The organism is Paenibacillus sp. MMS20-IR301, from assembly GCF_032302195.1.
Taxonomy (GTDB): domain Bacteria; phylum Bacillota; class Bacilli; order Paenibacillales; family Paenibacillaceae; genus Paenibacillus_AQ.
This window is the reverse complement of sequence record NZ_CP135275.1, coordinates 932,552-949,212: the sequence shown is the minus strand read 5'-3', so window position 1 is coordinate 949,212 and position 16,661 is coordinate 932,552. Positions and strand designations below refer to the sequence as shown.

Sequence of the window (16,661 nt, the reverse complement as noted above, 5' to 3'; positions counted from 1 at the left end):
ACATTGCAATATCCCTCCAAGTCATTGATTTTGCCCTTATTATAGCATCTCTCCACACCGGAATTATAAAAAAAACAAGCACAAGGCGCCAAGCGCCCTGTGCCTGTCATTCCCGCGGCTGTATGCTGATTACTGCTTCCGCGTTTTTCTGAATACCAGAGTGAGTATAAATCCTGCGAGAATTAGTGCCATACCCGCCAGATAGATCGGCAGCGGGCTGCTCTCCCCAGTCTGTGGCAGCGTGCCGCCTGAGTCAGGTCCGGATGCTGTCCCTTCCGGAATAGCATCATCCTCAATCTCGACACCGCCAAGCGGGGTCTGATCATCAACAGGAATTTCGGATTCAGGCGTGTTTACAGCAACCGTTGACGTTGATGTTGGCACCGCACTAGCCGGCAATCCAGGGCCCGCAGGCACTGCCGGATCGTCAATAATGATGCCCGGAACTACAGTGCTTACAGGAGTTGGCGTAATCCCGGGTCCGGCAGTAGCTGCCGGAGCATCTGTCGGAGCAGGTGTCGGAACAGGGCTAACCCCCGGTCCCGGAGTAACCGCCGGTGCTTCCGTCGGAGCCGCCGTCTCTGATGGCAACGGTGTAGATGTTGATGTTGGTGTTGGCGCCAGTGTTGGTGTAGCTGTAGGCTGCTCCGCAAGAGCATTCAGCACTGTCAGATTCACCGCTGCCGATGAGCCGATGTTCACCGGATACTCCGTCCTGTCAAGCACGTAGCCTGCCGGAGCCGCTGTTTCGACCAGCACGTAGCTGCCCAGCCAGATATTATTGAATACTGCTTTGCCTGACGCATCTGTGGTCCGTGTATTAACCAGCACACGGTCGCTGCCGTTCAAGCGGTACAGCTCAAAGGTTGCTCCGGCGAGTACTTTCGTATTATCTCCGGCATCCAGCTTGTGGACATTCAGCGTTCCTCTGACACCGTTGCCTGTACCCGAACCGCTGGATACCCCGACAATGATTTCTTTGCTGGTATCCTTACTGACGGTGACAACATTATTACCGCTGAAATTCACAGTATTAGTCAGCTTATCCCCCGTGTTGGCTACGATTAATGAATCGTATTCCAGTACATAGGCGGAATCGATATCCTGCAAGAAGCTAAGCACAAAGGTCTGCTTCCCGCCCTCATCAGCGCTGATATTCAAGCTGTAGTCTGTGCCGCGCACCAGTTCGGGCCCGCTTTTGGATATGTCGCCGTGGACAGCCGTTACTGCACGGTAAAGATGGAATGTCTCCGGAAGCAGAATCTGATTCGAGCTGGGCACATCCGTGATCATTGCGTCCTTCACATGGGATTGCGTCCGGTTGATTGTGATGGTCCACTGCAGCCTGTCACCAGCCTGCACACCATCCTTGTAGAGATATTCATCACCATGCGGAATGTTTACACTAGCCTTCAAATCGCTGGAGACCGGCTTTGTCCCATCCAGCAGCTTGGCGGTATTCTCAATGGTTTTACCGATTAGCTGGCCTTCCAGGCTGGTGGAGAAGACGACATAATACGGTGAACTGATAGCATTCTGGAAATTCACCCGCAGCTCATTGCCGCTTCCGACGCTATAGCTGTAAGCACTGCTGCTAACCTCGGCTCCCCGGACCCGGCTGCCGTCAGAGGCGATGTTCATCCGGTATACCTTGACTGTACCCGGAATCAGCGCCTGTCCGGCATTCAGAATATCCGTGACCACGGGATCGGCAATAATCTTACTGTTATAATTAACACCGATGTTCCAGGTAACCCTTTTGGCGGAAGCATCATAAGTCCCGGCCTTGAAGCCGTTATTCTTCACTGCGGAATTAGGTATGAACAGCCCTCTGGCCTCAGCCGTCTGCGGTTTGTTGTCACTGTCCTTCCAGTCGATCCGTGCCAGGTTGATGAAATTATCCGTGCTGCCTGTCAGCCAGTCATTGCTGAATTCAGTCTTATAACTAATCGTGTGTGTACCGCTGACCGGCCCGTTGAAGATAACCTTGAAGCTTTCATTTGGCTGTACCGGCGAACCGGCAACCAGGGAGTAAGCTGAAGGACTAAGCACGGTACCCGATCCATTGCGCACGACCAGTGAGCCTTCGATATACTTCTGTCCGCCATCCGGGAAGCCGTCTGTCACAACCACTCCGCTCATCGGATAATTGTCGCCGTTCAGGGTGATTTTCCAATCCGTGATATGGGTGGTGTAATTGACCCCGGACAGATTCTTATAGATAATCGCCGGCCGGATCAGCTGGGTTGCCTGATCACTGTAAGTGCTGTCGGATACCGTATTCGTAATCGTAGTATCGCTGAACACCCGGTCTACCGCTTTGGTCTTATATTCAATCAGGTATGGAACGTTCACGGTAGACGCGAACTCCAGTTTGAAGCCGGCAACCGCTCCGGTTGAAGCCGGAGTCACTGTATAATCCGTGCCCTCGTTCAGTGCAGCCCCTTTGCTCACCTGTCCGGCTGAATCCAGTGTAACCGGATAAATGCGCAGCGAACCCGGAACCAGCGACTGTGAGGCATTGAACAGATCCGTCAGTACTGCATTCCCCGGTGAGATCGTCCGGTTATTATAGTTATACTCAATAGCCCAGGATATCGTCTGGTTGCCCCAGTCATAGCTGACCGCTTTTTTATTAATACTCGCACCGCGTTCAATCACTACTGTATCCGAGTCACTTACGGGAGTCCGCCCGTCCCCGCTGAATGTCGCAGTATTGGTGAAGCTGGTCAGACTGTCGCTGACCACAGGTGTCGTATAGACAATACGATAAGCTCCTGTAATGACTGGATCAGTGAACCGGAGCACCAGCGTCCCGCCGGACACATCCGCTGTATATTTACTGCTGTCCACTGCCGGGCCTTCGGTCACTGTGCCGTCAAGCAGGACGTTAAGCTGGTATACCGCTACGGTAACCGTGCTATCCAAGGCGAGTCCGGCAGGAACCGGGTCAGTCACAACTGCATTACTGACTGCTTCCAGCCGTTTGTTCACATCCACCGTCCAGCGGATATGATCAGCGTTGAAGCCGCTTGAGACCCCGCGCTTCTCAATCGTTGATCCGACCACAGGCATGAATGCGACGGTCACTGTCTGTATACCGCCGCTGATCGGGAACAGGATCTGCTGGACTGTAGTACCGCCTATCACCTGTTTATCGAATTTAGTATTAATCCGCAGCGTTCCCTGGACATTGTCATGATTCTGGATATAGTCGTTAAAGGTCATGACCACCTGATGCGTAGCCTTACTGACTGTGAATGTGCCTACATCCCCTTCGTCAGACACGAGTCCGCCCTGAATATCATTGAACAATTCGAACTGTGCGGGAAGCTGGAAGGTGAAGCTGTCCCCCAGGACATAACTATGCCCGTCAGGCAGTGCCCAGGTGTAATCCAGCGTGACGGTTGAATCGAGATCATACACACTGCCCGTTACAGTCCCTCCATCCGGACCATAGACCGCCATAGATACACTGGTCATAATATCTCTGTCTTGCTCAATTGCCGCTGCTTTCACCTGCGGGAAAAACCCTACTCCATAGGCATACTGCACGAAAAGCATAAGGATGACGATAATCAGGCTTGCTCTTTTTCTCACCATTAACCAGAATCCCCCGTTCGTTAGATATGATTGACCAAACATGCTGAAAAGATGGCTGACAAGCCAGCAGTAAGCATCCCTCCGGTCTGGAGGAAAGTTATGTATTAGGGCATCGTGCAGCCATCTATACTTTCTTACTATTTAAAAAAACTGAGAATCCTGCCTTTTCTGCCCAGCTTCAACGATATATACTTATATCACCTAAGAGAAGTTCATTAGAATCAGATTAAATTAAAATTATGATTTTTTATTTTTATTTAATTATTTTTTTATCCAAGGAGAGAGCTGAGTGAACCGTATTCATTTTTGGGACCGCCAACGTGACATTGATTTCGTTATGTTCTCAACCCCGCACTTAATCGCCCTGGCCGTCATCGCCGTCTGCTGCCTGATTCTCTATGCAGTGCGCTTTTCCCTTCGCCAGCACACCGGTCCGCGGCTGTTCGTCCGTCTGCTGCTTATCCTGCTGCTGATATCGGCAGAAGCCGGGCTGCATGTCTGGTACCTCTCCCACGATATCTGGAGCCGCAGTTCCTCCCTGCCGCTTGAGTTATGCGGAATTACGCTGCTCTTATCCGCGCTCATGCTGCTCACCCGCAGCAGGCTGCTCTATTCTTTTCTCTACTTCGCCGGAATCGGCGGCGCATTCATCGCCCTGCTTACACCAAATCTCGTCTATCCGTTTCCGCATTTCCGCTTCCTGCTGTTCTTCATCGCCCACGGTTCGATCATTCTCGCTTCCCTGTATATGACCTGGGTTGAACAATACCGGCCGGGCTGGCGTTCTCTCTTCTTCACGATGCTCTGCCTGAACATCGTTGCCGCCTGCGTCTATGCCGCTGACCTGCTGCTGGATTCCAACTACATGTTCCTGGTCCATAAGCCCAGCACGTTCTCTGTGCTTGATTATTTCGGGCCTTATCCGTATTACCTGCTCGTTGAAGAGGGCTTTGCCTTCATCATCTTCCTGCTGATGTTCCTGATCTTCTTCAAGCTGCCGGAGCTCTATGCCGCACGCCACAGCCGCCGAAGCCGCACCAAGCTCAGGATCAGGTAAAATTACGGCAGTAGCCTATTCCTTAGCAGCAGAGTCAGAGGGATTGGGGCTGCTGTTCAGGAAGAAGAGCGTTACGGACATGGAAGACCTTAAGTTGTGAAAAAGCGACGGGGTGGCGGGCCTTCCGGACACCAGCGCCGTTATTTCACCGGAAAAGTCGAGATAGCACATCAAAAGTGGCGGATAAGGTCTGTGATGTCCGCAAGGATCAAATTAGGCTGGAATTTGACCCGCCGCACTGAATAATTCCCTTAACAAAGCCAAAACACCCGGCTGGGATCCCAGCCGGGTGTTTTGGCTTTGTTATAGTATTTCTAAAATGAAATTATACTTCTACAATTTCAACCTTAGTCATTTTGTCGCGGCCTTTGAAGGCATCAACCTGGTCCATACCTTCAACCACTTTACCGAATACAGTGTGTACTCCGTCCAGATGCGGCTGCGGGGAGTATACGATATAGAACTGGCTTCCGCCTGTGTTCTTACCGGCATGGGCCATTGCCAGGGAGCCGCGCTCATGCTTGTTCGGGTTGATCTCACAGTTGATTGTGTAGCCAGGACCACCGGTACCAGTACCGTTAGGGCAGCCGCCTTGAGCTACGAAGCCCGGGATTACACGGTGGAAGACCAGACCGTTGTAGAATCCGTCGTTAGCCAGTTTCTCAAAGTTTGCTACCGTATTAGGTGCATCCTGTTCGAACAAATCGATCAGTACGACATTACCGTTCTCGAGTGTAATTTTCGCTTGCTTAGCCATATGTAAATGACTCCTTTCGAAATGACAAATATTGAACACTTGTATTAGTTTACTATGAAACCCGGCACAAAGCAAAGCAAGCGGGAAGTCCCCCGCCTGCCTTGTTTGACCTGTTATTTCGTAACCGGCTGTTTGGCAATCCGTGCCGGTACAATATCATTGGCTACGATATCCTGATGAGTCTCGCGGCGTACCACCAGATCACTCTGGCCGCCTTGCACGAAGACTACTGCCGGCCGGCGGATGCGGTTATAGTTGCTGGCCATGGAATAGTTGTATGCTCCGGTGCAGGCAACAGCAAGCAGATCGCCGCTTTCCACCTTCGGCAGCTCCACATCCCAGATCAGCATATCACCGCTCTCGCAGCACTTACCGGCAATGGATACAGTCTCTGCATTCGGCTCTGTCGCGCGGCTGGCGAGCAATGCTTCATATTTGGATTCATACAGGGCCGGACGCGGGTTGTCAGTCATGCCGCCGTCTACAGCAACATATTTGCGCACACCCGGAATTTCCTTGCTGGTGCCCACAGTGTACAGGGTCGTGCCTGCATCGCCCACAATACTGCGGCCCGGCTCTACCCAGATTTGCGGCAGGCTCTCACCGATGCCGGCAAAATGTGTTTTCACTGCATCTGTAATCGCTGCTACGTATTCCGAAACCTGCAGCGGCGTATCCCCGTCCACATAACGGATGCCGAAGCCGCCGCCAAGATTGACTACAGGGAAGCTGATTTCCAGTTCTTCCTTCACTTTGCGGGTGAATTCGGCAATCCGTTCAATCGCCAGCTGGAAGCCTTCCGTTTCAAAAATCTGCGAACCGATATGGGAATGAATACCAAGCAGATTGAGGTTAGCCTTGCTGTCCGCCAGCCGGACCGCTTCCGCCGCCGAACCGTTTCCGACATCGAAGCCGAATTTAGAATCGGTCTGACCGGTAGAAGCATAGGCATGGTGGGCATGCGCCTCAACCCCCGGTGTAACACGCAGCAGAATATTCACAGTCACTTCCTTGCGGGCAGCAATGGCCTGCAGCATCCCGAGCTCTACCAGATTGTCGGCTACAAAACAGCCGATGCCGGCGTCAATTGCCATTTCAATCTCATCCGGTGTCTTGTTGTTGCCGTGGAAATGAATCCGCGCAGCCGGGAATCCGGCCTGCAGTGCAGTGTACAGCTCTCCGTCAGACACAACATCCAGCGACAATCCTTCCTCATCCGCCAAGCGACACATCGCCATTGTCGAGAACGCCTTGCTGGCATAGGCAACCTGGAATCCGAGGCCGGAAGCTCTGAAAGCCTCCATGTACTCGCGGCAGCGCTGCCGTACCAGTTGCTCGTCCACTATATATAGCGGTGTTCCGTACTCCGCTTTCAATTCAGTCACATCACATCCGCCGATTTCCAGATGCCCTGCATCGTTAATTCGGCTCGTCCCGTGTAAAAACATTGCGCAGTCCTCCAATTTCTGTGGAATATCTGTTCCACCCTGTCTAGTATATGTTATATTGCTCCGCGGGGTTCCTGCAATCCGTCATTAGGAGGGAAAATCCGCTTTATACGGAGCTGTTTAGTAAATTCAGTATAACAGACAGAGGGAACGCCATAGAATGGACTAATTTGCAGTTGATTTGTATTTTCCTACGACTTGCGCTCATTCTTCTGGACAGGCGGCATCCGGGTATTATCTCTGGTTTTGTTGAAGGAAGGCCTTGTTTTCGAGCTGAGCACCGGCTGTCGCAGGATGATTTCACCCATTGCTTTTGCATTAAATGGTATAAACGGCCACAAATACGACGAATTGTACGAGCGGTGTGTCGTCAGCAGCACCACCAGCAGCGTCGTTCCGATCATGAAGCCGGGCACCTGGAAGGCGGCTACAGCAAGCAGGAGCACAAGCCTGACAATCCGGTTGGCCAGCCCCAGCTCATAGCTCGGCGTTGCGAACATCCCGATTGAAGCCACCGCCATATAGAGCACGACTTCGTTGACGAACAGCCCTGTCTGTACGGCAATGTCGCCGACCAGAATGGCGGCAATCAGGCCCATCGCTGAACCCAGCGGTGTCGGGGTATGCACTGCGGCCATCCGCAGCAGGTCCACCCCAAGCTCTACGATAAGGAACTGGGCGATGAGCGGGATCTTGGCAGTTTTTTGCGGCCCGATAAATTCCAGCACCGCCGGCTTCAGCTCCGGATGAATAACCAGCAGCATCCACAGCGGCAGCAGAAACATTGAGGCAAAAATCCCGATGAACCGCACCCAGCGCAGGTAACTGCCCATGAAAGGCGTCTGGCGGTTCTCTTCCGCATGCTGGCACAGATCAAAAAACGTCGTTGGCAGTACCATTACGCTCGGTGAGGTATCCACAAAAATTACCACTCTGCCTTCCAGCAGATGGGAAGCCACAATATCCGGGCGCTCCGAGTAACGGACAAGCGGATAGGGATTCCAGCCCCCTCCTACGATTGCCTCCTCCAGCTGCTTGTCAGCCAGAGGAATGCCGTCGATATCCACACTTTTCAGCTTATCCGTAACCGCCTGGACCTGGGTCTTGTCCACTATGTCATCAATATAGGCCAAGCTGACATCGGTCCGTGTCCGCCGCCCGATCTGATGCATCTCAAATTTAAGCCCGGGATCGCGTACCCGCCGTCTGACCAGCGCCACATTGCTCAGCAGTGTCTCCGTAAAGCCGTCGCGTGCTCCGCGGACAACCCGTTCAATGGAAGGCTCATCGGGGCTGCGTGCAGGGTAGGCGCGGGTATCCATCACAATTACCTGAGTTTCACCCTCGAAGAAGAACACGCTCATTCCCGACAGCACTTTATTGATGCTCTCGCTCAGCAGCTCGCCTTTCTCCACCTGGACATGGGGAATGTACTCGCTCATGAAGCTGGAGAACACATCGGCAGAAATATTCTCCGGGGTCAGGTAGGTGAGACGCTTCAGAATCTCGTCAATAATCGTATCCTTGGCGAAACCGCTGATACAGAGCAGTGCAGTGCGGCGGCCGCCGAAGGACATTTCCCTGAACACGATGTCAAAGGAAGAGCCCAGGCCCATGACCTCTGTCAGTGTTTTTTTGGTAGCTTCAAGCTCGGGCGAAATTTTGTCATTACCCTGCCAGTACAGGATGGACTGCTCCAGTGAATCTGAACGTTCATTGTCACGTTTCTGCTGAAGCGGATCTTTCGGCTTTTCCGCCGCCTCCGCTTGCGGCTCGGCTTTCGCCTTCTTGGCAGCCTTTCCAGTTTTCTCTCCGGACTGCTCCGGGCTTTCCTGGCCGCCGTCCCCCTGTGCCTTACTCTGTGCCTGACCAACTGCTGCACGCTGCCCCCCGCTCCTGCCGGAAGTATTGGAATAGGAGTCTTCTTCACCCTCATCCTCAGTCTCTTCGTCATCGCCGAATAAACGGGCGAAAAAGCCTTTATGGGCCGCAGCAGGGGGTTCCGCCCCCAGTTCATCTGATGTTTCCGTATCCTGATCCTGGTCTCCTGGGGCCTCAGCTGCAGAAGATTGTGCACCAGCTGCCGGGGCTGATTCCTTGTTTGACCCCGAGCTTAATTGTCCGCCATTTTCATTATTCCCTGCAGTAAAGCCCTGAGTGCCCTGATCTGCTGAACTTGCCCCCGGCGGTGCTGTGTCCGGGCCGGAATCCGGGCTATCCTGATCCGCTTTCGCTGTTCCCTCCTGATCCGGTGTTCCTGCTCCATCAGAAGCCTGTAAATCATGGTCTCCATAACCGGTTGCTCCGGAATCCACCCCGATGTCCACGTTATTGCGCCCATCCTGCTTCTGATCCTGATTAGGCTGGCCCAGTTCATCCGCAGCTTCCATCTGCTGATTCTGCCCGCCGGCAGAGCCAGCGTCAGCTTCATTGCCCTGACCCGGTTCCGGTTCATCGCCGAACAGGCTGCTCAGAAATCCGAATACCCCGCCCCCGGGCGATGATTCGTCTGTAGCTTCCACTGCGCCTCTCTCTTCACCGCGCGCTGCTCCGTCCTCTCCTGCGCCGCTGTCCGCCTCCGCCGCACTGCCCTCGCCTGCGTCCTGTCCCAGCGGGCTCTCCTGCCCGCCCGCAACCGGGCGCGTCTCTTCGCCCGGCTCCGCTGCTGCCCCGGCGTCCAGCCCGGACGGGCTCTCCTGCCCGCCCGCAACCGGGCGCGTCTCTTCGCCCGGCTCCGCTGCTGGCTCAGCGTCCAGCCCGGACGGGCTCTCCTGCCCGCCCGCAATCGGGCGTGTCACTTCGCCCGGCTCCGCTGCTGCCTCGGCGTCCTGCCTTCCGCCAGCACTATCATGCCGGGGGGGCTTCCCGGCCTGCGGCGGCGCTTTTTGCCCAACCGGCTTGCCTTGCTGCTTCTGTTCCGCCTCTACCTGATCACCGCTGTGAATATACCTTACCACCTCATGACCTCCTTCTACTGTCGGTATACAAACCAGTCAAACAACGAGCCCGCCACCTTGCCGCAGACCATGGCCATTAACAGCCCGAACAGCAGATGGGTCATATGCAGCCGTTTCGCGAGAATCGGCAACACATTCAGCACCTCCGTAAGGGCAGCAGCCAGCATGCCGATAAACACGCCGTCGAACAGCCCGACCCCAAGCTCAGCCAGCGGCCCCGCCTTTATTGTCAAGTTCCAGAAATCACTTATTGTACCCACCAGTGAACCGCCGATCATCGCACCTTCATACCAGTGCACTTTGTCGTAGGAAGAGGTGAGCTGCGCCAGCCTCGGGACCATGTCGAGGACAATATACAGCGCAATCACCCCTCCGCCGACAGCAATACCTCCGGCAATGCCAAGCAGCAGATTCAGTCCAAGCGAGATTTGCGCCGTCATGATCCTTCCTCCTCCGGACCGGTCTGGTCATCCCTGCGGGTCTTCATTTTGCTGTACTCCTCATTGACTACATAGTGGTCGATATTCTTCTGATACAGGAACATCTCCACCTCCAGTGGGGTTGGCTCCTCGTTCCATTTCTTTTTGAACAAATGATTGAAAAAAATCACCATCCCAAACCCGATTCCCAGCGAATAGGCAATCTGAAACATATACGGATGTTCATCCCGGCGGCCGGTGAGCATCTCTACAATCCGGATCTGCACCTCCAGCATGCTTACATCGGCATGGAAATTCATAATGGTCAGCGCCGAGCCGAAGAACAGCAGCAGCCACACCAGAACGAATAAAGCCATTGACGGCTTACGCGCTTCGGCCGGGCCTTCGATTTGGACAATGGTTCTTCCCTCGCCAATCGGCTGAATATCCGCACCGGGCAGCAGCTCATGGATCCGCGGAATGACGGTCAAGAGATCAATCAGGATCAGATTGCCGTCACTGCTCTTGGGCTGCAGCAGCAAGAGCGAATACAGCGGCTCCCGCCACTCCGGCTCAGTAATCAGATGGGCTACATCCCGCAGCAGCACATCCCTGCCTCTTGGCACCGTCACCCGGTTTTTTAGCTGTATGTAAATCGCGGGAGCCGAGTGCCTGTTACTCATCTGCGGCACCTCCTAAGCTGTAATGTAAAGCGGTTATGCAGTAAGATTAACGGTAGTATGGGAGAAAAGGCTTATTTTTACTCTTGCAGCTGCTAATTCAGCTCCGCAAACCCCGGCATCCGCAACCTTTCTAAATTATGGAAGTCTAATTAGTCAGCTTATACTAAAAGGAGATGCCCCTAAATATGAAGAAGATGACCCGGACAACCTTAGGATTGGCCCTTAGCGCATCTGTACTTCTGGCCATGGCAGCAGCGCCCGCCGCACATGCGGCAGAAGAAATTTATTATTCCGATTCGTATATCAACAGGGAGAAAGGAATTGAGCTGTATTCAGCAGGACAGTTCAATGGCAGCAGCTATGATCACGCGGTCATTGCCCGGCAGCCGGACGGAAGCTTCGCCAAGTGGCAGGAGCCTTTTCAGTATTTATGGGAAAACACAAACGGGGAGTTGTCCTTATCGTGGAGCGATGATCCGGAGTTAAGCTATGTGTATGATACGCAAAGCCGGTCCATCCTGCGCAAAACCGTTTACGATCTCTCTCCGGATGGCAGCTTCGGGTTTATCGGACGCTCCAGATACGTATGGGTGCCAGGAGCAACTGCAAATAGCGGATACCCGGCTAAGTTCACGGATTACTACCTTAAGAACATGGCAACCGGAGCTACTTCGGTCTATTATTCCAGCCAGGGCCGGTATTACGCCTTCTGGATAGATCAGCATACCCTGCTTGAGAACAGATATAGCGAAGACGCCAGACAGAATGTAATCAGCACCTATAACCCGTTAACGGGTAAACGTCAGGAGCTGCTGCAAGGCAGCCTGCAGAACTGGAATCCGGCCGCGGGAATCATCCAGTTTGCCAAAAACGAGCCCCTGCGCCGGCCCTGGGTCTATAATCTGAACAACGGCACATCGCGCCTGATTAAAGATGATGCCGAGCTGAGGACGCTGTTCCCGCCTTCTCCTGCTTCTTCAACAGCGGAGGTGCAGCCGCCTAAGAACATCGTCCTTGGGCAGCTGCCAGTTGTGGAGATCCCTGTGACTCTGACTTATGAGTACAGCGTACTGCTGGATGGACAAAGCGTAGACGTAGCCACAGTTTTCACCAAGGATGGAGCAGCCTGGATCCCGGTGAAGCCGCTGGCCGCAGCACTCGGCTGGAGCATTGACCTTGAAGCGCGGACTACCGCAGCTGCTAAAGCCGCGGGCTACCGTTATACGCTTACGGCCGGCAGCACAAAGATCATCTGCACTCCGGCCAACAGCTTCGTCAGCACAAACAGGCTCTACATTACACAGGCACAGCTGAAGCAGCTCGGTTACCATTCCATTGTACTGACTCCTCAGCTGCAGCAATAACTGCCTGCTGACAGGTACAACAAAGAGGATGCTCCCGGCCGTTAAGGCTAAGGAAGCATCCTCTAATATTTGGCGCAGCCCTGGAGCATATCCCCTCAGGCTGCGGTTTATTACGAATTAGTTCTGCTTGGCCAGTTCCACCTGGCGGTTCTGCTGGCTTGAAATAAAGAACAGTGCAGTCCAGATCAGTGCGAAGCCGATAAGCTGCGGCAAAGTAACCAGCTGGCTATAGACAATCCAGTTAATCAGGATGCCTGTCATAGGGAAGCTGAGCTCAGCCAGGGTAGCGACTGAAGCCTTGGTTGTATTCAGCCCTTTATAGTAGAGCAGCATACTGAGAAGTCCCGGCAGCAGGGCCTGAAGCAGCAGATTGACCGCCACAAGACTGGAAGCGCTGAGTCCGCCTTGAATCTGCCATGGTGCTCCTTCCATGCTTGTAATCACGAACAGCAGCGGCAGTGCCAGGATGAAGCGCAGGGAAGTTACCGTTTCATATTTCATTGAACCCAGCAGATAACGGCCCATAACGGTGGAGCCGCCCCATAATGCTGCAGCACCCAGCGCCATTAGACTGCCTACACCTATAAAGCTGTTCACATGTCCGAAAGGTATGGTCCAGCCAAACGTAAGCAGGTAAGTGCCGAACAGCGCAACAATAATGAGCGGGGCGAAATTCTTCGGCAGGCGTTCTTTGAGAATAACCGCAGCAAGACCGATGGCGAACAGCGGCTGAAGCTTTTGCAGCAGCAGTACAGCATTGAAATCTCCGCTGGATAAGGCCTTGGTGAACAGAATCGTTGCTACAGCCGAGCCGCCCCAGGATACAACCAGAAGTGCTGCAGCCTGACGGAGGCGGATACCTTTCAGATCAGCACGTTGACGCCAGAGTACAGGTGCGGCGACGAGAAAGAGTACCACATGCTCCAGCAGGACAATCTGGGAGGAGGTCAGTGATTTCAGCAGGATAATCCGGAACAGCGGGTCAACGCCCCATAACGCCGCCCCCAGAACGACCAGCCAGAATCCGCTGCGCAGCGGTGCGGTGCGGACACCTTGGGTTGAAGCAGTAACATTACTCATCTTTCATTCTCCTTGTCGATACAAACCCTCGATAAGAGACCAAAACCCCCGAGTCACCTGTAAACAGGACAACAATCGGGGGCCATTATCAATAAAGACACCAGGAATACACCTGTCTGCCTTTATCTTATGATCCTCTCCCATCCGGACTTTACCGTCGGCTCTGGATTCTCACCAGATCAGTCGCTTCCTCTTGTGATAGAGTAACGAGTCGCGGGCTTAGTTCGCTTTGAACATCACCGCCGGTCAGGAATTTCACCTTACCCCGAGAATCTTGTATTCCGTTATTTTTTTCACAATCTCAGGATAACTCCGTTTGGGCATTTCGTCCAGCCTTTTTATGAAAATAACCATTTTCCTTTCACTCTTCAATCATTTCCGGCAAGCGGACTACCGCTATCATCTCTTCTTCGCATAGAGTTTGGCAGAATGGCCGGTCTGTTATAAAATGGACGAAGATTACGCTTTACATCCATAATATTGAAATCATACTTGGAGGTAACTGTGAAAAGATCCCTTGGAAGCAAGCTGCTCTACTCTATCCTTGCTCTGGCCATCATTACAATCACCGGTTTTATCGCTTATGTAATTGCCACCTTTACCGGAGGCATGCTATTCTATGCTCCGCTTATCCTCGCCGCTGCGGCAGGCCTTGCGGTGTTTACCGTAATTACCATCTTTGAACTGTTCAGCAGACGGCTGCGGCTGATCCTGCTGGCGGCTTTTGCCGGCATCTGCCTGCTGAGTGCAGCGGGACATGAGATCCGGCAGGCATACATAAACAGCCTCACTGAAGTAAGCGAGCCGGAAGTGAATCTGCTGCAGTATGCTCCCTTTGAAGTAAATACCAAAGCCGCTGCCCTGGATCATAAACCAGCCTATCAAATCACGGAGCAGATGCCCCGCCTGGACGGCGCGACCGCCCTTTATCCGCTGTACTCCGCATTCGTTCAAGCGGTATATCCGCCGGATACATATAACTATAATATTCATGAGACAGGTAATGATCTGGCTTTATGCACGACAACCTCCGAGGCCTATAAGCGGCTGATTAAAGGGGATGCCGATATTATCTTTGCGGCAGCCCCCTCTCTGGCCCAGACGAAGCAGGCAAAGCTTGCCGGCCAAGAGCTGAAGCTGACGCCGGTCGGGCGTGAAGCCTTTGTCTTCTTTGTCAATCAGCACAATCCGGTGAACGGGCTGACCGCTGAACAGGTGAAGGATATCTATGGGGGCACACTGACCAGCTGGAAGCAGGTTGGCGGCAAGCATACGTCCATCCGAGCATTTCAGCGGGACGAAGGCAGCGGAAGCCAGACGATGCTGCAGAAGATTATGGGAGACCGTAAGCTGATGAATCCGCCGAAAGAGAATGTGGCCGATGTCATGAGCGGCATCATCAGCCTGACCGCCAGTTACCGCAATTACAATAATGCGCTTGGATTCAGCTTTCTCTTCTACGCCTCCCAGATGAATAGCAGCGATGAAATCAAGCTGCTGGAAATTGACGGAGTTGCTCCTTCCAAAGAGAGTATCCGCAGCGGTGACTATCCGTTCACATCCGAATTCTATGCTGTAACAGCGGGCAGCACCAATCCGAACATCGCCGCCTTTCTGGAATGGATCCAGTCTGCAGAAGGTCAGGAGCTGGTTGAGAAGACCGGGTATACCCCGGTGAAATAACTGCTGCCGGGCGTGATACTGACAGCATATAAGCTGAATCATACACCAAAAAGCAGCATACCCTGCCGGAGATATTAGCTCCCGGACAAAGGGAATGCTGCTTGTGGTGTTACACCGATTATAAAGGTCTAGCCTGCATAATGTGCAAAAATACGCTCACGCTTCGCACTATCCGGATCATTGACCACACTCGATATCCGGTCAAACAACAGAGTAGCCCGCTGCTCCGGCGTGTACTGCGGCCAGGCAAGCTCCGGCACAGCCGGGTCGCCATGCCGGGCGAAGGCCGTCCAGGCCCTCTGCATCGCTTTCGCAACGCCCGTCATTTCAGCCGTAACCTCCAGGCCGTATTGCTTAAGCAGCGGCAGATTACCAAACACATAGAGTATCTCAGCTCCATGAATTGCTTTCTCCAGCAGCGGATGACCGGGAACTGTCCAGTCGAACCGGTACATCCAGACCGGAGCATGCTTGAACTGCTTCTCGGCAAGTGAAATCGAGCTGGCCCAGAAGAACAAATCGGTCAGCACCTCCGCCTGTCCTTGCCAGGTTCTGCTGTAATCAGAGGTCAGCTCAGAGAGATCTTCAATGCCCATTAACAGCTCCAGGGAATGGAGCGAGGACTCGAAGCTGTCCCCTCCTTGTCCTTCACGGAAGAACAGGTTGCCTTCATGCAGATTCGTCCCGATCAGCAGGGGAATGCCGCTTGCCGCGCCTTCCCGGATCGCCTGCGCCGGTTCCTGCGGCAGGGTGGACGGCTCAATGACCGGCTGGAAATACATGCTCATGGAATCACCTGACAGCTTGTACGCCATCCGCCCGGCTGCTTCCATAATTCTCTGGGCCGGGAGGCTGTGCAGCAGCTCAAGGCTGCCGCCGGCCTGCACACCCAGCTCCGCCATGAAGGCAGCAGCAATCTCTTCACCCTGCTGCCCGCTCAGGCTCTGGGCCGCACCGCTCTCCAGTATCGCCTGCGAGAATAACCCCTTTGCCGCCGGCATCGCCAGCAGCGCAGCTATACTCATGCTGCCTGCCGACTCCCCGAACACCGTAACCTGCTGCGGATCGCCGCCGAATGCGGCAATATTCCCCTGTACCCATTCCAGTGCGGCAATCTGATCCAGCAGTCCGAGATTGGAGCCAAGTCCGCTGCCGAGCGGCGACAAATGCAGGAACCCAAGCGGTCCCAGCCGGTAATTGATTGTAACCAGCACAACGTTGCCGTTCCTGGCCATCTCTGTGCCGTCAAACATCGGCTGGCTGCCTGCCCCGGTGACAAAGGTCCCGCCGTGGATCCAGACCATGACCGGCAGCCCTGCGTCCTCTTCAGCAGCCGGAGACCAGATATTAAGATACAGACAGTCCTCCGAGTACACCGGACTCTGTCCGCCGAACCGCGTACCGCTGGTGCTTACCGGCTGAAGGCTGACCGGACCGAATGCCTTGGCCTCCCGCACAGTGCTCCAGGACTCCGGCGGCTGCGGAGCACAGAAGCGCAGCTCGCCAACAGGGGGAGCCGCAAACGGGATACCGCGCCAGACCTTTACACCGCCGCTCTGTTCCCCTTGTACTTGCCCGTAAGCCGTATTCACCAGTTGTCCTGTCATTGC

At 54.0% G+C, this 16,661-nt stretch carries 10 protein-coding genes, 1 pseudogene and 1 riboswitch; of the genes and pseudogenes, 3 read left to right on the top strand and 8 right to left on the bottom strand.

All coding sequences use genetic code 11. From position 1 onward, the window contains the following. Positions 1-129: 129 nt before the first annotated feature. Complete coding sequence (locus LOS79_RS03950) at positions 130-3,603, bottom strand: collagen binding domain-containing protein (RefSeq protein WP_315416440.1); 3,474 nt, start codon at positions 3,601-3,603, stop codon at positions 130-132. Between the two features lie 289 nt (positions 3,604-3,892). On the opposite strand from LOS79_RS03950, the gene LOS79_RS03945 reads away from it, so the two are divergent. Further along, positions 3,893-4,660, top strand: coding sequence for a YwaF family protein (locus tag LOS79_RS03945; RefSeq protein ID WP_315416438.1), 768 nt, complete (start codon positions 3,893-3,895; stop codon positions 4,658-4,660). A gap of 325 nt (positions 4,661-4,985) precedes the next feature. Here the strand turns inward: LOS79_RS03945 and LOS79_RS03940 are convergent, their stop codons facing one another. From LOS79_RS03940 to LOS79_RS03920, 5 genes and pseudogenes are all read right to left on the bottom strand, one after another. Continuing rightward, on the bottom strand, positions 4,986-5,417 hold the full coding sequence (locus LOS79_RS03940; RefSeq protein ID WP_315416436.1) for a peptidylprolyl isomerase: 432 nt from the start codon (positions 5,415-5,417) through the stop codon (positions 4,986-4,988). A gap of 113 nt (positions 5,418-5,530) precedes the next feature. Next, on the bottom strand, positions 5,531-6,865 hold the full coding sequence (gene lysA, locus LOS79_RS03935) for a diaminopimelate decarboxylase (RefSeq protein WP_315416434.1): 1,335 nt from the start codon (positions 6,863-6,865) through the stop codon (positions 5,531-5,533). 191 nt (positions 6,866-7,056) lie between these two features. Continuing rightward, positions 7,057-8,727: pseudogene (locus LOS79_RS03930) on the bottom strand (spore germination protein); the annotation flags it as partial. Positions 8,728-9,836: 1,109 nt separating this feature from the next. Beyond that, positions 9,837-10,262, bottom strand: a complete 426-nt coding sequence (locus LOS79_RS03925) for a stage V sporulation protein AB (RefSeq protein ID WP_315416433.1) — start codon at positions 10,260-10,262, stop codon at positions 9,837-9,839. Beyond that, positions 10,259-10,924 carry a stage V sporulation protein AA gene (locus LOS79_RS03920; RefSeq protein WP_315416432.1) on the bottom strand — a complete coding sequence of 222 codons (666 nt, stop codon included), beginning with the start codon at positions 10,922-10,924 and terminating at the stop codon, positions 10,259-10,261. The genes LOS79_RS03925 and LOS79_RS03920 overlap by 4 nt, the downstream gene beginning before the upstream one ends. Before the next feature lie 185 nt (positions 10,925-11,109). Here LOS79_RS03920 and LOS79_RS03915 point away from each other — a divergent pair, with 185 nt between their 5' ends. Then, the gene (locus tag LOS79_RS03915; protein ID WP_315416431.1) at positions 11,110-12,288 is read left to right on the top strand and encodes a hypothetical protein; all 1,179 of its coding nucleotides are present in this window, start codon (positions 11,110-11,112) and stop codon (positions 12,286-12,288) included. Positions 12,289-12,405: 117 nt separating this feature from the next. On the opposite strand, the gene LOS79_RS03910 is transcribed toward LOS79_RS03915, so the two are convergent. After that, positions 12,406-13,368, bottom strand: a complete 963-nt coding sequence (locus LOS79_RS03910) for a DMT family transporter (RefSeq protein WP_315416429.1) — start codon at positions 13,366-13,368, stop codon at positions 12,406-12,408. A gap of 128 nt (positions 13,369-13,496) precedes the next feature. Next, positions 13,497-13,645, bottom strand: a riboswitch (FMN riboswitch). A 227-nt stretch (positions 13,646-13,872) separates the two neighbouring features. Between LOS79_RS03910 and LOS79_RS03905 the strand changes: the two genes are divergently transcribed. Next, complete coding sequence (locus tag LOS79_RS03905; RefSeq protein ID WP_315416428.1) at positions 13,873-15,051, top strand: PstS family phosphate ABC transporter substrate-binding protein; 1,179 nt, start codon at positions 13,873-13,875, stop codon at positions 15,049-15,051. Between the two features lie 128 nt (positions 15,052-15,179). Here the strand turns inward: LOS79_RS03905 and LOS79_RS03900 are convergent, their stop codons facing one another. Further along, complete coding sequence (locus LOS79_RS03900) at positions 15,180-16,658, bottom strand: carboxylesterase/lipase family protein (protein ID WP_315416427.1); 1,479 nt, start codon at positions 16,656-16,658, stop codon at positions 15,180-15,182. Between the last annotated feature and the right edge of the window lie 3 nt (positions 16,659-16,661).